The following is a 21,677-nucleotide window of genomic DNA, read 5'->3' on the forward strand; positions in this document are numbered from 1 at the left end:
AAACTTTATCTCCTCCTATTGCGCCTGAATGCGCAATTCCGCGCTAGAACGACTGATGTGGCCAAGTAGATTTTTCACATCACTGGTTTTTGGCTTAATAAGCTTAAAGCGTTTAAGCGTAGCGGCGAAATCGGTTAGCAACGACAATGAGTGATCGCTACCGGTTTCTTCATAATGCTGGTTGATTAGGCCACGTAGGTGCTCAACCAAAATGGCTTTATCTTCGACTGGCATGACATCAACCAATTCGGCATTCACACGATTATCAAGGTCGTCATTGTCATCCATCAGATAAGCAAATCCACCTGTCATACCCGCACCAAAGTTGACGCCTACAGGGCCTAGTACAGCAACAATACCACCGGTCATGTATTCACAACCGTTATCACCAATACCTTCAACCACGGCAATAGCACCAGAGTTACGAACCCCAAAACGTTCACCTGCACGACCAGCAGCAAATAATTTCCCGCCAGTAGCGCCGTACAAGCAGGTGTTACCCATGCTTGAACTTTCATGTGCGTTGTACTCAACACCTCTAGGCGGATTAATCACAAGCTTACCGCCTGTCATACCTTTACCCACGTAGTCATTGGCATCGCCAATAAGGTGCATATGAAGACCGCCAGCGTTCCAAACGCCGAAGCTTTGCCCCACTGTACCGGTCAATTCAACCTTAATTGGTGTGTCTTCAAAGTCGTGATTACCGTGATGTTTCGCAATTTCACCAGACAGCAATGCACCCACAGAGCGGTCTGTATTGCGAACCGCATACTTAAGGTTTATCGACTTGCTGTTCACCACGGCATCTTGCGCATCTTTTAGCATTTGCGCGTTTAACTCGCCTTTATCAACGGGCGCGTTAGTGGTTTGCGAACAGAACAAGCGTGTATGTTCACCCGCTTTTGGCTGGGCTAACAGGGGAGACAAATCCAGTCGATTCTGTTTAGCCGTAATGCCATCAATAACTTTAAGAAGTTCGGTACGACCAACAAGGTCGTCGAATTTCTTCACGCCCATGGCAGCCATGATTTCACGTACTTCTTGGGCAATAAATTTAAAGTAATTCATGACCATCTCAGGTAGACCAATGAAGTGATCGTCCCGAAGTTTTTGATCTTGCGTTGCTACACCAGTCGCACAGTTATTGAGATGACAAATACGTAGGTACTTACAACCCAGTGCCACCATCGGCCCAGTACCGAAACCGAAGCTCTCAGCACCTAAAATACCGGCTTTTACTACGTCTAAACCTGTTTTCAAGCCACCGTCAGTTTGTACTCGCACCTTATGGCGTAAGCCATTTTCGATGAGCGCTTGTTGCGTTTCTGACAAGCCAAGTTCAAATGGGCTACCGGCATACTTCACAGAAGTAAGTGGGCTTGCACCCGTACCGCCATCATACCCAGATACCGTAATTAAATCGGCATAGGCTTTGGCTACACCGGTGGCAATCGTACCTACACCCGGTTCAGAAACCAGTTTCACAGAGATAAGCGCGGTGGGGTTAACCTGCTTAAGGTCGAAAATCAACTGAGCCAAATCTTCGATAGAGTAAATATCGTGATGTGGCGGTGGTGAAATGAGGGTCACGCCAGGCACAGAAAATCTAAGCTGTGCAATGTACTTGTTAACCTTATCACCAGGCAGCTGACCACCTTCACCCGGTTTTGCACCCTGCGCCACTTTAATTTGAATAACGTTGGCATTAACCAAGTAATGCGGCGTTACACCAAAGCGACCAGACGCCACCTGTTTAATTTTTGAGTTTTTCTCAGTACCGAAACGAGATGGGTGTTCGCCACCTTCACCAGAGTTAGATTGACCGCCCAAGCGGTTCATCGCAATGGCTAAGGCTTCATGTGCTTCAGGGCTTAATGCCCCAATAGACATGGCTGCGGTATCGAAGCGAGGGAATAAATTCTCAGGCGCTTCAACTTCACTAACATCAATCGCATCGCAATCTGGGTTTAACGCAAGCAAATCGCGGATATGCGCAGGAGAGCGTTCATTCACTAACTTCGCATATTGCTGGTAATCGCTATATTCACCAGAAACCACGGCCTTTTGTAGCGTGCTTACCACGTCTGGGTTGTAAGCATGGTACTCACCGCCGTGTACATATTTAAGCAGACCACCGTGACCCACTGATTTACGTTTAAGCCAGGCTACGCGGTTAAGGTTGATAATATCTTGGTGAAAATCGTCGAACCCTGCACCTTGAATACGTGACGTAACACCTTTAAAGCACAGCTCCATCACTTCATTATTTACGCCGACGGCTTCAAATAACTTTGAGCTACGGTAACTGGCAACAGTGCTGATACCCATTTTCGACATGATTTTATACAAGCCTTTATTGATACCTTTGCGGTAATTCAATGTGGCTTGCATTGGTGAGATATCTAATTCACCTTTTTCGCATAGTTGCTCAATGGTTTCATAAGCTAAGAACGGATATACCGCTGTTGCACCTAAACCAATAAGTACAGCAAAATGGTGTGGATCGCGGGCACTGGCGGTTTCAACCACGACGTTGGCGTCACAACGTAGCGATTTCTCTACTAAGCGTCGCTGAACGGCACCTACTGCCATCGCTGCCGGGATCACTAAACGATTTTGTTTAATATTACGGTCTGAAAGAATAACAAACGCCGCGCGCTTGTTCTTAACCAGCATTTCAACTTCATTACAAATACGCTCTATAGCTTTTTTCAACCCTTCTTGCGGCGCGTATTGCAGTTCGATGACTTCAGAGTAGTAATTCTCTGGATTGAATTCTCGAAGCTGTTTAAGGTCGGTATATAACAATATTGGTGACTCAAACAATACGCGGTCAGCGTAGCCTGAGGTTTCACTGAATACGTTTTGTTCTCTGCCAATACAAGTAGCCAACGACATGACGTGATTTTCACGCAGCGGGTCGATAGGCGGGTTAGTCACCTGAGCAAACTGTTGACGGAAATAGTCGTAAACCGTTCGCTGTTTGGAGGACATTACCGCCATAGGCGTGTCATCACCCATAGAGCCGACGGCTTCTTGACCATCTTTCGCCAATACTTTTATCACTTGCTGAATTTCTTCATAGCTGTAGTTATACAGCTTGTGATAAACCGACATGGTGTCGTCATTGAACATACGCTTGCCAATTTGTGACGCGTCTAGCTGTTCAATGGGCGTAAGGTGACGAATATGCTTGTCTAACCACTCTTTATAGGGGTGGCGCGCTTTTAAGTCTTCATCAATTTCCGTTGAGCGCCAAATTTTGCCGGTGTAAGTATCTACCGCTAGCATTTCACCTGGCCCCACGCGACCTTTTTCAATCACATCAGACTGCTCATAATCCCAGATGCCAATTTCAGAGGCGAGGGTAATAAAGCCATTTTTAGTGATAACGTAGCGCGCAGGACGTAAACCGTTTCGGTCGAGGTTACAAGCTACATGGCGGCCGTTAGTTAAAACGATACCGGCAGGGCCATCCCAGGGTTCCATGTGCATAGAGTTAAACTCATAAAATGCACGTAGGTCGTCGTCCATGGTTTTGTTGTTTTGATACGCTGGTGGCACCAATAAGCGCATGGCACGGAATAAGTCCATACCGCCCGCAAGGAACAATTCCAACATGTTATCTAATGAAGACGAGTCAGAGCCTTCTGTATTAACGAAGGGAGCTGCGTCTTTAAGGTCAGGAATAAGCGGCGTTGAAAACTTAGCGGCACGGGCCATTGCCCAATCTCGGTTACCCTTAATGGTGTTTATCTCACCATTGTGAGCAAGAAAACGGAAGGGTTGCGCGAGTGGCCAACGGGGCAGTGTATTCGTTGAGAAACGTTGGTGGAAAACACATATCGCGCTTTTCATACGTTCATCAGCTAAGTCGTGATAAAAGGCGGGTAAGTCTTTCGGCATTACCAAGCCTTTATAAATAGTCACTAACCCTGATAAACAGGCAACGTAAAAGTCGGGGTCAGTTTCTAGGCGTTTCTCAACACGGCGACGCACCATATATAGGCGGCGCTCTAAATCACGCTTGCGCCAACCCGCAGGGGCATTCACAAACACTTGTTCAATTTGAGGAACACCGGTCGCGGCCAATTCACCCAGAACAGAATGATCAACAGGCACTTCGCGCCAGCCGACTACACTCAGGGTTTCTTTTTCTAGTTCTTCATTTAGTACTTCGCGTGATGTTTGCGCGAGTACTGGGTCCTGACTTAAGAAAATCATGCCCACGCCGTACTTTTTGCTGAGTTTCCAGCCATTTTCGTCGGCGATTGCATGGAAGAACGCATCCGGTTTTTGTAGCAACAAGCCACAGCCATCACCGGTTTTTCCATCGGCGGCAATACCGCCTCTGTGCTGCATACGGTCTAAGCCGTGGATAGCAGTGGTAACCAATTCGTGACTGGCTTCTCCATGAGTATGGGCGATTAAGCCGAACCCACAGTTATCCCGGGAATCGTTGGGATTATATAAACTCATCTCTTAACTCCTTCAACCTTTGACTGGGTAAGGTATGCGTTGCGTGTAGATGCGCCTAGGTTTTGCGTATCACAACATTGTTCAGACGTCTTTTAGCAGCCGGCAGTATTACCCGCTTAACGCGCCTTTCTTGTCGTTATTTATTATTAGAGGATTCCAGTCGAATTCCGCATTTTTATGCATTATTGCTGTGCGGGCCGTACAAAATACCCACATTGAAAACTAAAATCAAACGTAAAAATGAATGTCCTTTTAAAGATTTGATATAAATAATTATAAAATTAACTAATACAGTAACTTATAAACATTAAATTCGATTTGTAATAAAAATGTTATCAGTAACAATCGTAGATAAAAATTTGTTATCGTAATGATAATTACTCGCATTTGGCTGGGTGTGATGAATAAAAATTCATTTAATTTCGAGTTTTATGTATCTCAAGGCGGTGGTCATGTATTTTTATTTAGAAACGTAAACTTTGAACTTCACCCTTTGACTGCTATATTGATTGAAAATTATACAGTGGTAAAGCGCTTAATGGAATGAGTAAAAGTTTTATCTGAACATCCATGTTGTCGGTGCAAAAACGTTTAAAGGAAAAAACATGCCGACGCTACAACATAATGCCTCTGCTGATAACCTTGTTATTAGTAAACATCGCCTTTCAGGGAGTGATGTTTCTTTCACGCCTTCATCTAACACGTCTGGCCCTTTCAAAGACAGTTTTCCCGATACCATCGTTATCCATTTTACCGCCGGGAGTAGTTTGTCATCGTCAGTAAATGTGATGACAAACCCAAATAACAAAGTGTCGGCGCATTTAGCGGTAGGGCGGCAAGGTGAAATTGTCCAAATGCTGCCGTTTAATAAAATTGGCTGGCATGCGGGGAAAAGCAGTTGGCAAGGACGCACAAGCCTAAACCAGTACTCTTTAGGCATTGAATTAGATAATGCAGGTGAGCTTACTCCAAATGGCGAAGGCTTTTATACCAGCTGGTTCGGTGGTGTTTATGAAAGCAGTGATGTGTTCAAAGGCACACATCGAAATCAAACTGCCCCTCGATATTGGCACCGATATACCGAGGCGCAAATTATGCGTACGTTTTCTTTGTGCCAATTATTATGTCGCCAATACGGCATCACCTGCATTGTAGGGCATGAAGAGATAGCGCCTGATAGAAAGGTCGATCCTGGCCCCGCTTTTCCATTAGATAAACTGCGTTCTCGCATGTTGGGAGATGCCGAGCCCTCACACGTTGACGTGACAGAATCAAATACTCAGATAAACACCTTCGACGTACCGCAACCGGCAGTGGTTAGGGCCAGTAAGTTAAATGTAAGAAGCGGGCCTGGTACACACTATGAAAAGCAAGGGCTACCTTTACTAGCCGGTGACAAGGTTGAAATTATTGAGGTTAAAAAGGGATGGGCGAAGGTTGAACGCACCACTACCGGTTGGGTAAGTGAGCAATATTTGGCCACGGTTAAAGCGGAATAAATAAGCCTAACGCGGCTATACGTTCCCGAAATAGAGAAACCCTGATAGGATAGGGCGAATATAATCCTAACAATAGACGTTCATGCATTCAGACTCACCCAATGATTCCTGGGCTATTAGGTTTGCTCAGTTTGTACAACGGTTTGGCACGCTTAAACTCAGCATCCTTTTCGTTGTTTTATCTTTAGTCTTTACCCTTGGTGGCTCGTACGTTATTCGTGTCAGTATGGGCAGTGATGTAGAACCCGATGATTTCATTAGCGCGGTTATTCTCACTATGCTTTCTGCACCTTGGGTACTCTATTTCTTCAGTGAGCTTATAAAGCAACTGGAAAACTCCCGCACCAATTTAAAAGAAGTGGTAAGCCAATTAGAGCGTTTACGTGAAGAAGATGTTTTTCTTAACCGTGAGCTGCAAAGCAATATTCGCCAACTCAACCACGAGATAGAGCAACGCAAGCAAGCGCAAGAAGAGCGCGAGTCTGTGTTTAAAGACCTTGAGCGGGAAATTCAGGATAAGTCTGAACAAGAAGCTCAGGCTCGCCGTTTATCTACCTTATTACGTTCTATTATCGATGCGTCACCGGACCTTATCTATTATCGAAATGAAGAGGGGCGATTTGCCGGTTGTAACCGCATAGCGGAATTAATGACAGGCAAAACTGAACAAGAGTTACTTGGACTGACGCCTACAGACGTGTATGAAGAAGAGTTAGCGCGACAAATTGTTGCCAGTGATCATGAGGTACTTGAAACCAATGCCAGTATTACCGAAGAGTTATGGTTAAGGTTTGCTGACGGCCGTCGACGTTACTTTGAAATGAAGCGTGTGCCCTTTTTCGATAAAGAGGGTAACCGTTTAGGTTTATTGTCATTTGGTCGCGATATGACTGAACGCAAACAGGCTGAAAACGCCGCTGCCAAAGCCAGTACTGATAAAACCCGTTTTATTGCAACCATTAGTCACGAACTTCGTACACCGTTAAACGGTATCGTGGGCTTGAGCCGTATGTTGCGTGATACTGAACTTACAGAAGAGCAATTTAACTGGGTGAGTACCATTTATGCCAGTGCAATAACCTTAGGGAACATCTTCAACGATATTATCGACCTGGACAAATTAGACAGGGATAAACTCGAACTGAGTTTAAAAACCATATCGTTAAAAGACTTTACCGATGAATTAAGCAGTATTATTCGCTTATTGGCTGGGGATAAACAACTTGAGTTTAAAACCACCCTCCACGAACCTTTACCGAGATTAGTGGAGATTGATGGGACTCGGTTGCGTCAAATTCTCTGGAATATCCTATTTAACGCGGTGAAGTTTACCCAAAAAGGGTATGTGAGTTTAACGGTTTCATCCACGAAACCGGATAACGACAAAGCCTATGTGACCTTTTTAATTGAAGACACAGGCGTGGGGATCCCTGAAACGGAAATCGATAAAATTTTCGCTATGTATTATCAGGTCGACCATCCAGACCACCAGTCTGCAACAGGTACCGGTATCGGATTGGCCATTTGCAAGCAAATGGTAGATTTGATGAACGGTGAAATTCATGTGTCGAGCACAGTGGGTAAAGGCACACGGTTTGAAATAGTGTTGCCTGTTCAAATTTCCAATCGTCCCATGCAAGTGGCGCAGCTACAAGTCACAGGCCTTAATATTCTGCTGGTTGAAGATATAGAGCTGAATGTCATGGTAGCTAAAGCGTTACTAGAAAAGCTCGGGCAAAAGGTGGATGTTGCCATGACAGGACAAGAGGCCATCGATAAAGCAAGAGAAACCCAGTACGATTTGATCTTACTGGATATTCAATTGCCAGATATGACCGGTTTTGACGTGGCGAGCACACTCATTGAAGAAGATTTGGTCATGCAAACGCCCATTGTTGCATTAACAGCCAACGTGATTAAAAAGCGCGATGAGTATTTGGAAAATGGCATGGACGATGTTATTGCCAAACCCATTAAAAAATCGCGGGTCATTGAAGTGTTTAATGAGCTGTTTCATGCGCCGCCAGCGCCGTTAGAAATAGATGGTGAAGTCGCGCGCCCTGAGCCTAACAAAATATTAAGTAACATTTTAGATATGGACTTATTGCAGATGTTAGTTGATACCATAGGGGATGAAATGGTGCGCGCAAGCGTGAAAGTATTCCAAGAGAAAATGCCGGAATACATGGAAATACTGCAATTAAGTTTAAGTGCCGATGAAAAATCAGAAGTCTGTGCACAAGCCCATAAAATTAAAGGGGCAGCAGGCTCTGTGGGGTTAGCCCGTGTTCAGCGAATAGCAAATCAAATACAGCAAGGCGACCACCCTACGTGGTGGGAGAACGTTCATGACTGGGTAGAAGAGCTGCAAATGGCGGTTCAACATGACATGAAAGCTTTGCATGATTGGTTAAATGAACAAAGGGTGGACGATTAAGTTCCATAAAAGGGGTGAGATTTCACCCCGTTTTTGTTTGCCCATGACATGCTTTTGAATGGGGGTTTACAGGGAATCATGACCAACATGAACAGTGAAGCAAAAATAGAAGACTTTTCCAACAATGTGTTGGTGCCCGAAGATTTACCTACATTAACCGATATTCAGTTTCTTTCTATCTCGCCTCGATACCGGCTTATTAATGTGGGCGTTGCGTTAGGGACCTGCATCATTATTGCAATGATCCTTACTGCCGTTCGGTTTCAGCCCTTTTTTTCTGTGCCAGAGCAATTAACTCACCTTTACCCCTACGCGTTAATGGGCGTTACTGTGCTGGCGATATTGTGGGCCGTGTATCATGTCTTTGCCGATGTCAAAATTAAGTATGGTATGCGGGAGCAGGATTTAAGCTTGCAAAAAGGGTTGGTGTTTCGACAACAAGCCTGCCAACCCATTTTACGGGTTCAACACGTTGAAATTAAGCGAGGACCAATCATACGCTTGGCAAAGTTAGCCTCGTTGCAGGTGTTCTCTGCCGGCGGCGAATATCACACTTTTGAGATACCCGGTTTACCCCTAGAAAGAGCGGAGCAATTGCGCCAGTTCATACTTGATCATAAAGATGTGAGTGCAAAGTAATGGCCTCGTTAGAAGAGCAGCGCATGATGGAAGACGCGCCCGATAGCTCAGTACAGGTAGATACGGGTAGCCATTGGCAAAGGTTAGCAACCATAGCCATTATGTATTTCACGGTGAGTAATATAAAAGGAATGGCCAAAGGGCTCATTTATGTTGTGCCTGCTTTGGCCGTGACGTTTAATCAAGCGGATGGCCCTATGAAAGATTATCTTTACGTGGGCGGGGCGGCACTCGTATTGCTCATGGCAGTCTCCGGCTTGGCCAGCTTTTTAATGTATCGTTTTCGGGTTCACAACCAACATATCGAAATTCAAAGCGGTGTCTTTTCTCGAAAATACACCAACTTGCCATTTTGGCGCATTCAAAACGTTAAAATAGATTTACCTTTTTACTATCGTCCGTTCAAATACGCACTGTTGGTTCTTGATACCGCAGGGAGCGCAGGAGAAGAAGCTCGAATAGTGGCGGTGCCGCTTCATTACGCCCATGCGTTGCGAAGACAAGTTCTCGTACATCACAAAAATGCCGAAATAGCGGCTACCGAACCTCAGTCAAATCACGGCGCGGCCTTGCCATCTCATGATGTTGACGCTGATGAAGTGGTACTTAACCGCCGAAGCATCGGCGATATTGTTATTCATGGTATTACTAACAATAGAGTATGGATTTTACTGGGGGTGGCTGCGCCTTTTTATGATGACGCCATTACAATGGTGTCGTCTTGGCTGGCAGAAAAAGGCTTACAGTTAAATCAATTGGTGGGTGAACAGGCAATTGCATGGTGGCAATTTGGGTTATATGCCTTGGTTATCGTGATGATGATAATGGCTGTACTCGCACTAATAAGTGTAGGCGGGGCCTTATTCACCTTTTATGGTTACACCTTATCGCGATCTGATGACAGATATATACGTAGAAGTGGCCTTCTCAATAAACAAGAAGTCAGTATGCGCGCTTCGCGTATTCAAATGATTAAAGCCAAGCAAGATTGGTTGGACAAAATACTTAAGCGTGTAAATCTCTATTTTGAGCAAAACACAACGGTAGGAAAGCAAGTTCAAGAGCTAATGTCGCCGAATAAGTTAATTGTGCCCTCTGTCACCGAAGATGAGGTGGCTGCGCTTACTGTCGAGGTGATGCCAGGCTGTAAACTCCACCGACATGATTTTACCGCTATCAGCAAACGTTTCATTGTGCATTGGATGTTAATGGTATGGAGCTGGCCCCTAATCGGGCTTTTTGCCGTCGGCTTTATTGCGTCAGAATGGGATATTGTGATGGCATCATTGGTGCTGGGCGGGGTGTTATTAGCAATGCTCTCTTTGCAATGGTGGCGTTGGGGTATGGCCTACGATGGGAAGTATATTTATGTGCGGCAAGGTCGTATTGGCATAGATTACTTGTGCTTTGAACCCTTCAAAGTGCAGCAGGTTATCGTCAAGCAAAGTGTTTTTATGAAGCGCCGAAAACTGGCTTCCATTGTTTTTGTAATGGCTTCTGGTTCGGTAACCGTGCCGTTTTTACCTCAAAAGTATGTGCAATCGATAGCTGATAAGGTGCTATTTGAGGTGGAGTCCACCCGTAAGTCTTGGATGTAATTGGGAGTTACAAATAAAACCATTAGGTACGTCTTTCGTAACTATGTCATTGTAGTGTAAATGCACACCAACGCAGGTACTATATGGATATTCTTGATTATACGGTTATTTTTGTTTATCTCACAGGAATGCTTGTACTGGGCTTCCTACTACGCAAGCAATCGTCTAAACAAGACTACTTTCTCGGTGGGCGAGAGTTGGGGTGGAAACCCCTCACGCTCTCTATCATGGCCACTCAGCTCTCAGCGGTAAGCTTTATATCGGCCCCGGCCTTTGTGGGCTTTCGCGAAGGAGGTGGTCTAATTTGGTTGTCTTATGAACTGGCTGTTCCCCTTGCAATGTTATTGCTCCTTGGTACGGTTTTACCTACCTTGTACAAGTCGGGCGTTGTGAGTATCTATGCGTATCTAGAAAACCGCTTTAGTGTATCTACCCGCTTGTGCATCAGTGCTGTATTTCAATTTAGCCGTGCGTTTTCCACCGGCATTATGATTTATGCACTGTCTATTATTCTTCAAGGCACTATGGGGATCACGCCTTGGCAAGCTGTTCTTCTTATTGGTGTGGTCACCCTATTGTATTCTCTGCAAGGTGGGATGAAAGCGGTGGTGTATGGGGATGCTGTTCAAATGGTCATCATCATATTAGGCACGCTGGTGTGTGCGTATGTGGGAATGACTCAACTTGGCGGTTTTGACCGCTTTTTACAGTTGGTTCCCAGCGACAGACTTACCGCAGTTAATTTTTCTTCTTTGGGGTTCAGCGGAGATAGTTTCGGCTTTTTCCCTATGGTACTAGGCGGGATCATTCTTTATGCTTCTTACTACGGGTGCGATCAATCCGAAGCACAAAGGGCGCTGTCTGCCAAAAGTGACAAAGAACTACGCAAAATGATGTTTGCGAACGGCATTTTTCGTTTTCCTATTACCTTATTGTACTGCGCATCTGGATTGATTGTGGGGACTTTAGCTTTTTCTGACGCCGAATTTTTGGCACAAATTCCTACAGATAACCCTGACTGGTTAATGCCAATCTTTATACTTAATTATCTACCCCATGGCGTAATAGGTTTGTTAGTGGTGGCCATTCTTGCTGCTGCTATGTCTTCTTTAAGCTCTGCTATAAACTCTTTGACCGCGGTTAGTGTAGAGGACTTCAAACGGCTTTATAGCCGATTCAATAAGGATACTTTAGATGAAAACAGTCACCTACGAATAGCAAGAATTATTGGTGTGGCGTGGGGAGTCATAACATTAGTTTTATCACTGAACGCAGGTGCAATAGCGCCCACGGTGATTGAAGCGATAAACAAAGTCGGCTCGGTATTTTTTGGCCCTGTTCTGGCCGTGTTTTTACTGGGGATATTGAGTGTAAGAGTGCAAAGCTTAGATGTCAATATTGGTTTAGTTGCAGGCGTAGGTACTAACATCATGCTAGCGTTTTTTGTGCCCACTGTTTTTTGGTTCTGGTGGAATGCGATTGGTTTTTGCGTGGCAAGTGTAATGGCGCTCTTGCTATCAAGGCGGCACACTAAGGCATTCAGTAAGACAACCGCCACACCTAACAACCGGATAAAACACCATTCAGTTTTAACCCGCAGTATTGCATTCCTATTGATAGGTTACTTTATATTACTCGTGGCAATATGTTGGTTTATACCTGCCTATTTAGGTTAATTTATCCATGTTTGAGTTGCATGTCGCGGGCAAAAATTTGGTTTTTTCCTGCCCGTTTAGCGCAATACAAACGACTATCAGCGATATCTAGCTGTTCATCTAAGTTTGACTGCTGTTCAGCACACACTCCCACACTGCAAGTGATCGTTAATTTATGATGAGTAAACTGAGTAGAGCGAACTGCATCCATAAATTCTGATAAAGACGTAAAAAAGGATTTGCTCGCACCCACTGAAATGACAGTGAATTCTTCGCCACCGTATCTTACTATGAGATCATCAGCAAAAAAGTGAGTGAGTAGGGTTGCAAATTCCTTTAGCAAGGTATCGCCGGTTTTGTGGCCAAAGTTATCATTAACGCTTTTGAAGTTGTCGACATCTATCATCGATACTATGGCTTTGCCGTGTCCTGTTTTAGGGTTAAGAAGCGATTCACCATGCTCATTTAAATAACGACGATTATAAACCTGGGTAAGCGGATCTAAATTCGCTGAATTTCTAATGGTTTGAATCATTTCCTGTGATTCTAAATTTTGCATCACGCGGCAATAAAATTCTTCGTGATAAAACGGCTTAGATAAAAAGTCGTTTGCGCCACTTTTAATGAATTTAGAGGTGAGTACACTATCACCATTGGCTGATAAGCCTATAAATACCAAGTCTTGCCAACGACGGTCGTGTCGAATGGCTTTAATCAGCTCGTAGCCATCCATATTAGGCATACGGTGATCGGCAATGACCATTCTTATGTCTCTATGACGTTCAAGCTCTTGCAGGGCTTCAAGACCATCAGAGGCTTCATGTACCTGAAAATGAAATTTGCGCAGTAAGCTGCAAATATGATTACGACTGGTTTTAGAGTCTTCGACTACAAGTACCTTGGTAGATAGATTTTTACGCAATCTATCAACTAACTTTAATACTTGTAGGTAGGAGTAGCGAGACTCTTTAGTTATGTAATCTAATACGCCTTGGTCGAGCAATTGAGCACGTGTAAATTCGTCAAAATTACCCGTTAGTACCACCGTAGGGACATTATGGGAAAGTGCAAGTTCTACGCTCTCCCCATTCGGCGCATCCGGCAGGTTTAAATCCACAATGGCCACCAGGTAATCATGACTTTTTTCCAGCGCTTGTTGTGCTTCAGATAAGTTTTCGCATAGGTCGCAGGTAAAGTGAGGATTATCCTCAATCAGCTTATTAACAATTTTACGTACGGTTAAACTGTCTTCAACAACAAGAACTTTATACATGACTACTACTCTGTGTATTTGTCAGAGCATCCTACCCAATTAACAATAAAAAAGCCCCCCTTATGGCGACAGTTTATACTTATGTCTAAATATACTTTTCCTTATATAAACAGCGTGCTTACGTGTTATTCCTGCCTTTTATATAGCATTAAATTTGAGGTACACGTACCCAGCCTTCCATTAAAACTCGTGCACTTCTGCTCATGACCGCTTGTTGAATATGCCATTGGTTATTATCAAAAGTCGCTTTCGCGCCAACCCGTAAAGTACCAGAGGGATGCCCAAAGGTAACCGACTCTCTGTTTTCTCCACCTGCCGCTAAATTAACCAGCGTGCCGGGAATAGCGGCTGCTGCAGCCATAGCAACGGCTGCCGTGCCCATCATCGCATGGTGCAGTTTACCCATAGACAGGGCGCGAACGAGTACATCAATATCTGAGCCCAATATGTCTTTGCCGCTAGACGCTTTATAGCCTTTAGGCGGTGCTACAAAAGCCACTTTGGGGGTATGTTGGCGCGTTGCAGCTTCGCCAATATCTTTTATCAAACCCATTTGCACAGCGCCATGTGCACGAATAGCTTCAAATTTCCCAAGTGCTTCGGCATCACTATTTATATCATCTTGAAGTTCGGTTCCTGTGTAACCGATATCTTCAGCGTTGATAAAAATAGTAGGGATACCTGCGTTGATCATGGTGGCCTGCAAGCTACCCACGCCCGGCACTTCCAAGGTGTCGACTAAACGTCCAGTTGGGAATATCGCGCCCTCGCCATCGGCAGGGTCCACAAATGCGACCTCGACTTCTGCAGCAGGAAAGGTCACACCATCAAGCTCAAAATCGCCAGTTTCCTGTACTTCACCATCAGTAATAGGCACGTTAGCAATAATCGCTTTGTTAATATTGGCCTGCCAAATATTTACTGTGGCAACACCGTTTTGTGGAATTTTGCTGGCATCAACCAATCCATTGCTAATGGCAAAAGCGCCCACTGCAGCGGTTAGGTTACCGCAGTTACCGCTCCAATCTACGAAAGGCTTGTCGATGGCAACTTGGCCAAACAAGTAGTCTACATCGTAACCTTCACGCTCGCTTTTACTTAAAATCACGGTTTTACTGGTACTTGATGTCGCTCCGCCCATACCGTCGGTTTGTTTACCGTACGGGTCTGGGCTACCTATCACCCGAAGAAGCAGCGCATCACGGGCTGGCCCCGGTTTTTGTGCTGCCTCTGGTAAGTCGGATAAATTAAAAAACACACCCTTGCTAGTACCGCCACGCATGTAGGTAGCCGGTACTCGAAGTTGTGGCGCATACTTTGTCATGTTTTTTTCCTTTCTTCGGTATGAGAGCGTTTAGGCACCGTTGAAACACGCCGTAAATACATCCCTGTAGGCTCTCGGGGCGCGTCCATGCGCCCCGAAGGTTTCAACGGTGCCTAAACGCCCTCTTAAATTAAAAAACCATTTTATCTAGAGAGAAGTAAGGTAGTTCGTGATTTGAAACTCACGGTGAATACGTCCGTGTGCGCTCCCCAGCCGCATCCATGCGGCTGGAAGGTTTCAAATCGCAACCAACCTCCTGCCCAAAAGTAACAAATCCTGCCAAAAGAAGTTAGCTTGTTTAGGGAAAACTGAGTTGGGGGTGGGACCCTCAATTCGCATGGATGCGAATTGGGAGCCTACATGGATGTATTCACGGCGTGTCCTGCAACCGGCTCAGTTCTTCCCAGCCGAATCAGCTAGCTTCTGCTTCTAAGAAGTCTTTAGCGAAGCGTTGTAATACACCGCCCGCGCTGTAAATTGAGACTTCCTCACCTGTATCTAAACGACAGGTTACGGGCACTTCTAGTTGCTCGCCGTTTTTACGGTTTACTACCAGCGTCAGTGTTGCGCCCGGCGACGGTTCTCCGCTTACGTCGTACGTTTCTGTACCGTCTAGCTCAAGGGTTTTACGGGTTGTGCCAGGTTTAAACTCAAGCGGCAACACGCCCATACCAATAAGGTTAGTGCGGTGAATACGCTCGAAACCTTCTGCCACAATCACTTCAACACCGGCAAGGCGTACGCCTTTGGCCGCCCAGTCACGGGATGAACCTTGACCGTAATCAGCGCCCGCTACAATGATCAGCGGCTGTTTGCGGTTCATATAGGTTTCAATGGCTTCCCACATGCGCACGACTTTGCCTTCTGGCTCTACGCGGGCAAGCGATCCTTGCTTAATTTCGCCGTTTTCCAGCACCATTTCGTTGAACACTTTGGGGTTCGCAAGGGTAGCGCGCTGCGCCGTTAAGTGATCGCCTCGGTGGGTGGCGTAGGAGTTGAAGTCTTCCTCAGGTAACCCCATTTTTGCCAAGTATTCCCCAGCAGCGCTGCTTGCCATAATGGCGTTAGAAGGCGATAGGTGATCGGTGGTGATGTTGTCACCCAAAATGGCCAGCGGACGCATACCTTTCATGGTGCGCTCGGCATCCATTGCGCCTTCCCAGTAAGGCGGGCGGCGAATGTAGGTGCTCATTTCGCGCCAGTCGTAAAGCGGGTTAATGTCTTTACCGTAATCCACACTTAGGTCAAACATTGGCTCGTACACTTTTCTGAAATGCTCAGGCTTGACAGATTGAGTAACAATAGCGTCAATCTCTTCATCGCTTGGCCAGATATCTTTAAGCGTTACTGGGTTGCCATCTTTATCGGTGCCTAACACGTCCTTTTCGATATCAAAGCGAATGGTACCGGCAATAGCATATGCAACGACCAAGGGGGGCGATGCTAAAAACGCTTGCTTCGCATAGGGGTGAATACGCCCATCGAAGTTACGGTTGCCCGACAAAACCGCCGTGGCGTATAAATCGCGGTCGATAATTTCTTGCTGAATTTTAGGGTCTAGCGCGCCACTCATACCGTTACAGGTGGTACATGCAAACGCCACCACCCCAAAACCTAAGTCTTCCAACTCGCTCATTAAGTTGGCTTCTTCAAGGTATAACTTAACAGCTTTAGAGCCTGGCGCCAGTGAGCTTTTCACCCATGGCTTGCGGGTTAAACCGCGCGCGTTTGCATTTCTGGCAAGTAAGCCAGCTGCAATCACGTTTCGCGGGTTAGAGGTATTAGTACAGCTAGTGATAGCCGCGATAATCACCGCGCCATCTGGCATTTTACCGTCTTCCTCTTCCCATTTTGCTGCGATACCGCGACTTTCTAAGTCGCTGGTGGGTAAGCGTGCATGGGGGTTAGACGGCCCGGCCATGTTTCTGCCTACGGCAGACAAATCAAACGTAAGAACTCGTTCGTATTCGGCAGTTTCTAAGTCATCAGCCCATAAACCGGTATGCTTAGCGTACTGTTCCACTAGCGCAATTTGCTTTTCTTCACGACCCGTTAATCGCAAGTAATCAATAGTTTGCTGATCGATGTAGAACATGGCTGCAGTGGCACCATATTCTGGTGTCATGTTCGAGATGGTGGCACGGTCGCCCAACGTTAAGTGTGACGCACCTTCACCATAGAATTCAAGATACGCAGATACCACACGCTCTTTACGTAAGAATTCAGTCAGCGCTAAAACGATATCCGTTGCCGTAATGCCTGGCTGTGGTTTGCCGGTAAGTTCAACACCTACAATGTCTGGCAAACGCAGGTAAGAGGCACGGCCTAGCATCACGCTTTCCGCTTCAAGGCCGCCCACGCCCACGGCAATTACGCCAAGTGCATCAACGTGTGGCGTGTGGCTGTCGGTACCAACCAAGGTATCCGGGAAGGCTACGCCGTCACGGTTTTGAATAACCGGCGACATACGCTCCAAGTTAATCTGGTGCATAATGCCGTTACCGGGCGGAATAACATCTACGTTTTTAAATGCGGTTTTTGTCCAGTTAATGAAGTGAAAACGGTCGTCGTTGCGTCTGTCTTCAATGGCACGGTTTTTCTCAAATGCGTCTTTTTCAAAGCCTGCGTGCTCTACAGCTAATGAGTGATCCACAATTAGCTGCGTTGGCACTACTGGGTTCACCTTCGCCGGATCGCCGCCTTTTGCTGCAATGGCATCGCGAAGGCCTGCTAAATCAACCAGTGCCGTTTGACCCAAGATATCGTGACACACTACGCGAGCAGGAAACCACGGAAAGTCCAAGTCGCGCTTGCGGTAAATAAGCTGTTTAAGTGAATCGTTTAGCATGGCTGGGTCGCATTTGCGCACCAAGTTTTCAGCCAATACACGTGACGTGTAAGGCAGCTTGGCGTATGCACCTGGCTCTATGGCATCAACCGCTTCACGGGTATCGAAGAAATCGATACCCGCGTTAGGAAGCGGTTTACGGTAATCAATATTCATAAACCACCTATTCTCTTAGCGTTCGCTGATTGCAGGAACAGAGCGCAATTCTTCGCCAGTGTATTCTGCTGATGGTCGAATAATACGGTTATCAGCGCGCTGTTCCATTACGTGTGCAGCCCAACCTGTTAGACGAGACATAACGAATATTGGGGTAAACAGCGGCGTAGGGATTCCCATGAAGTTATAGGCAGAGGCGTGGAAAAAGTCTGCATTACAAAATAGCTTCTTCTCGCGCCACATCACTTCTTCACAGCGCACAGATACAGGGTACAGCACCTCATCACCCACATCGGCCGCTAGTTTTTCAGACCATTGTTTAATAATTTCGTTACGGGGGTCGCATTCGGAATAAATTGCATGACCAAAGCCCATGATTTTCTCTTTGCGCTCTAGCATGCCCATCATTTTTTCTTCTGCGTCATCGGCTGACGTGAAGCCTTCTATCATTTCCATTGCGGCTTCGTTTGCACCGCCGTGAAGTGGCCCGCGAAGAGAGCCAATCGCGCCGGTTACACATGAATGCATATCAGAAAGGGTTGAGGCACATACACGCGCTGTGAATGTAGACGCATTGAACTCGTGCTCGGCATAAAGAATGAGAGACACGTGCATCACTTGTTCGTGAAGCTCCCGTGGCTTTTCGCCGTGAAGCATGTGAAGGAAGTGACCGCCAATGGAGTCGTCATCGGTTTCTACATCAATGCGCACACCATCGTGTGAGAAGCGGTACCAGTAACAAATAATACTTGGGAAGCACGCTAACATGCGATCCGTCACATCTTGCTGCTGATCAAAGCTAGTTTCCATTTCAAGGTTACCTAGCATTGAACAGCCAGTGCGAAGCACGTCCATAGGGTGGGCGTTTTTAGGAATGCGTTCAAGCACGTCTTTCAGTGCGTCAGGAAGACCGCGCATACCGCGAAGTTTGGTTTTATAGTCATCAAGCTCAGCTTGATTTGGCAAGTTACCCTTTAAGATAAGATAAGCGACTTCTTCAAACTGACACTTTTCTGCTAAATCTTTCACGTCGTAGCCGCGATAGGTTAAACCTGAACCTGATTTACCTACCGTTGATAAAGCTGTTTTACCTGCAACTTGGCCGCGTAAACCCGCGCCACTTAACTGTTTAGCCATCTTGTTGTCTCCGGTCTTGTATAATATGTAAGGTACTTTTTAGTGTGATATCTTCGACATTTGGCGCTTGAAGTTGGCGGGCACATTGGCTGCAGGAGCAAAGCACAGTTCCCTGCCACGCCGTAAACCCATCCATGGGGGCTCCGCTTCGGCATCCATGCCTCAGAGGGGCAGGGAACTGTACTTCACCCCTGCATCCTCGTGCTCGTCAACTTCAAGCTGCAATCGTTTATTTATTTAGTTTTTGCCGTCGGCAAATAGCGCATCTAGCTTTTGCTCGTATTCGTGGTAGCCAAGGTAATCGTATAGCTCCATGCGTGTTTGCATGGTGTCGACAACCGCTTTTTGATCGCCATTTTCTAGTATAGATTTGTACACCATTTCTGCTGCTTTATTCATGGCGCGGAACGCACTTAGCGGGTAAAGCACCATATCAGCGCCCCATTCACCAAGTTCTTCTTTGTTCCAAAGTTCGGTTTTGCCGAACTCAGTGATATTGGCGAGAATCGGTACATCTAAGGCTTCTGCAAATGCGCGATAGTGTTCTTCGGTCTGCACTGCTTCTGCAAAAATACCGTCCGCGCCCGCTTCAACGTAGGCTTTTGCGCGTTCAATGGCTTTTTCTAAGCCTTCTTGCGCGAATGCGTCGGTGCGCGCCATAATGAAAAAGTCGGGGTCGGTTCTGGCATCAACGGCAGCTTTAATGCGATCTACCATTTCCGCTGTACTCACAATTTCTTTATTAGGGCGGTGACCACAGCGCTTTTGTGCGACTTGGTCTTCCATATGTACAGCGGCTGCGCCTGCTTTTTCCATGTCGCGAATGGTTTTGGCAATGTTAAATGCACCGCCCCAGCCTGTGTCGATATCCACCATAAGCGGTAGGTCACACGCACTGGTGATGCGCTGAACATCAGCAATCACGTCATTGAGTGAGGTCATACCTAAATCTGGCAAGCCATACGAAGCGTTAGCTACGCCGCCACCTGAAAGGTAAATAGCTTGATGACCAATGGCCTTCGCCATCATGGCCGTGTAGGCATTAATAGTGCCTACGATTTGAAGAGGTTTGTTATTCTCTAACGCGGTTCTGAATTTCTTTCCTGCACTCATGATAGTCACTCGCTTAATTGAAAGTAGGGTAGAGGTGTAATAGGTAAGCAGAAGCCTTATGGGTATTAGTCATTGTTGAGCTTCTTCTCGATATTGTTTTTTGAATAAAGAATGTGGCGACGCATGAGCATTTCTGCTAACTCTTCGTCACGATTGGCAATGGCGTTAACAATGTGTCTGTGCTCATCAAACGCCGTGCTTACCCGAGGCCCTGCCATACCAAGCTGTACGCGGTACATACGAACTAAATGGTAGAGCCCATCGATAAGCACGCTGATAAGGTGATCGTTTTTGCTGCCAGTGACAATTCGGTAGTGAAAGTCGACATCACCGGCTTCTTGATAATAGCTGTGGCTGTCTTTCACTTTGTCGAAATGGCTATCAAGCAGCGCTTGCATGTCGGCAATTTCATCATCACTCATATAGCGAGCGGCTAAGCGGGCGGCCATACCCTCTAACGCTTCGCGCACTTGATACAGCTGAATAAGGCCTTCAGGTGACAGTGCAACCACACGGGCACCTACGTTAGCTTTACGTTCCACAAGGTGACAACTGGTTAAACGGTTAATGGCCTCACGAATGACTGCGCGACTGACGGCGTACTTTGTCGACAATTCAGTTTCACTGAGTTTACTACCGGCAGGAATAATCCCTTCTACGATGTCTGTTCTTAACTGTAAAAAGGTTTTATCAGCCGATGTAACAATAGTTTCTTTACTGATCACGAGATGAATTCCAATAGAATACTTGCGCTAATTGTCGACAATGTTATCGTTATTTTGGCTAATAAGAAATAAAAAATGGAAATGAAATATTTATTGTCGACATGTTGTTGGAGGGGGAGTGTAAAAAACCGCCAGAGGTACAGTTTAATTTGTGTGCTGAAAGCGATTTAATAATTTACGACAAGGGCTTTTTATCAATATCACTATTAGGAGAAACACATGGGCAATTTTATCACACGCATTAATATAGATATTGTTTGCTCTTTGATAACCTGCATTATCTTGATTGTGCTTTTTTTCTATCCCGCCTATTTTGTCGACTCTTCTCTCTTGCGGTTACTTTTAGTGTTTGGAGGCGGGGTTGCTCCGCTTAGGTATTTGCGTGATTTGAAAAGGAACGGTAATCTTGATAGAAGTGATTGAAAAGTAATCAGTTAAGAAAAAAGCACTATATTGCCGTTAAGTTTTTTTAAAAATAATTTCTTTATATTTTAACCAATTAGTCTGGTTTTTGTTCAAAATATGACAGTTCTGTAATAAATATCTAGGCAAATTAGTACCTTGTCAGTATTATAGTTTTCCAGTCTTCAGGCTCAATAATGACTTAAGAGTAGACGAAGGCTGGTATTTTTGTTCATAAAGCAGGGATGTGGTGATATTTAGCTTTAAGAACATGGAGTATTTGTCAGCCTCTTAGCCAGTTCGGCAAGCCATTAGTCGTAATGGCGTTCTATTCGTGAGTTTATTGGGTTTTAAGGTTCCATAGAAGAATCTGAAGCAGCCTAAAAATA

At 45.7% G+C, this 21,677-nt stretch carries 12 protein-coding genes; 5 read left to right on the plus strand and 7 right to left on the minus strand.

The window, feature by feature from the left end; genetic code table 11:
* Window positions 1-15: 15 nt before the first annotated feature.
* Window positions 16-4,482, minus strand: a complete 4,467-nt coding sequence (gene gltB, locus IUA53_RS04360) for a glutamate synthase large subunit (protein WP_044057932.1) — start codon at window positions 4,480-4,482, stop codon at window positions 16-18.
* 605 nt (window positions 4,483-5,087) lie between these two features.
* Here gltB and IUA53_RS04365 point away from each other — a divergent pair.
* From IUA53_RS04365 to IUA53_RS04385, 5 genes are all read left to right on the plus strand, one after another.
* Entirely contained in the window at window positions 5,088-5,981 is an 894-nt protein-coding gene (locus IUA53_RS04365) for an N-acetylmuramoyl-L-alanine amidase (protein WP_044448433.1), read from the plus strand.
* An 82-nt stretch (window positions 5,982-6,063) separates the two neighbouring features.
* The gene (gene arcB / locus IUA53_RS04370) at window positions 6,064-8,418 is read left to right on the plus strand and encodes an aerobic respiration two-component sensor histidine kinase ArcB (protein ID WP_044057930.1); all 2,355 of its coding nucleotides are present in this window, start codon (window positions 6,064-6,066) and stop codon (window positions 8,416-8,418) included.
* A 78-nt stretch (window positions 8,419-8,496) separates the two neighbouring features.
* The gene (locus tag IUA53_RS04375) at window positions 8,497-9,057 is read left to right on the plus strand and encodes a PH domain-containing protein (protein WP_332310801.1); all 561 of its coding nucleotides are present in this window, start codon (window positions 8,497-8,499) and stop codon (window positions 9,055-9,057) included.
* Window positions 9,057-10,655: a PH domain-containing protein gene (locus IUA53_RS04380; protein WP_052806705.1), complete on the plus strand. Its 1,599-nt coding sequence runs from the start codon at window positions 9,057-9,059 to the stop codon at window positions 10,653-10,655. Before IUA53_RS04375 ends, IUA53_RS04380 begins: the two co-directional genes overlap by 1 nt.
* Before the next feature lie 83 nt (window positions 10,656-10,738).
* The gene (locus tag IUA53_RS04385) at window positions 10,739-12,331 is read left to right on the plus strand and encodes a sodium:solute symporter family transporter (RefSeq protein WP_044057929.1); all 1,593 of its coding nucleotides are present in this window, start codon (window positions 10,739-10,741) and stop codon (window positions 12,329-12,331) included.
* Between the two features lies 1 nt (window position 12,332).
* Here the strand turns inward: IUA53_RS04385 and IUA53_RS04390 are convergent, their stop codons facing one another.
* The 6 genes from IUA53_RS04390 to IUA53_RS04415 all read right to left on the minus strand — a co-directional run bounded on the left by IUA53_RS04390 (window position 12,333) and on the right by IUA53_RS04415 (window position 20,886).
* On the minus strand, window positions 12,333-13,583 hold the full coding sequence (locus IUA53_RS04390) for a diguanylate cyclase (RefSeq protein WP_044057928.1): 1,251 nt from the start codon (window positions 13,581-13,583) through the stop codon (window positions 12,333-12,335).
* A 148-nt stretch (window positions 13,584-13,731) separates the two neighbouring features.
* A complete protein-coding gene (gene prpF / locus IUA53_RS04395) occupies window positions 13,732-14,907 on the minus strand; it encodes a 2-methylaconitate cis-trans isomerase PrpF (protein ID WP_196898497.1) in 1,176 nt (391 codons plus the stop codon).
* Between the two features lie 412 nt (window positions 14,908-15,319).
* Entirely contained in the window at window positions 15,320-17,911 is a 2,592-nt protein-coding gene (acnD, locus tag IUA53_RS04400; RefSeq protein WP_196898499.1) for a Fe/S-dependent 2-methylisocitrate dehydratase AcnD, read from the minus strand.
* A gap of 15 nt (window positions 17,912-17,926) precedes the next feature.
* Complete coding sequence (gene prpC / locus IUA53_RS04405) at window positions 17,927-19,048, minus strand: bifunctional 2-methylcitrate synthase/citrate synthase (protein WP_044448430.1); 1,122 nt, start codon at window positions 19,046-19,048, stop codon at window positions 17,927-17,929.
* Window positions 19,049-19,285: 237 nt separating this feature from the next.
* Window positions 19,286-20,161 (minus strand): methylisocitrate lyase, encoded by an 876-nt coding sequence (prpB, locus tag IUA53_RS04410; RefSeq protein ID WP_020744174.1) that lies wholly within the window; start codon window positions 20,159-20,161, stop codon window positions 19,286-19,288.
* A 65-nt stretch (window positions 20,162-20,226) separates the two neighbouring features.
* Window positions 20,227-20,886 carry a GntR family transcriptional regulator gene (locus IUA53_RS04415; protein ID WP_231401255.1) on the minus strand — a complete coding sequence of 220 codons (660 nt, stop codon included), beginning with the start codon at window positions 20,884-20,886 and terminating at the stop codon, window positions 20,227-20,229.
* Window positions 20,887-21,677 lie beyond the last annotated feature (791 nt).

It is taken from the genome of Alteromonas sp. B31-7 (genome assembly GCF_015767655.1).
GTDB classification, from domain to species: Bacteria; Pseudomonadota; Gammaproteobacteria; order Enterobacterales; family Alteromonadaceae; genus Alteromonas; species Alteromonas australica.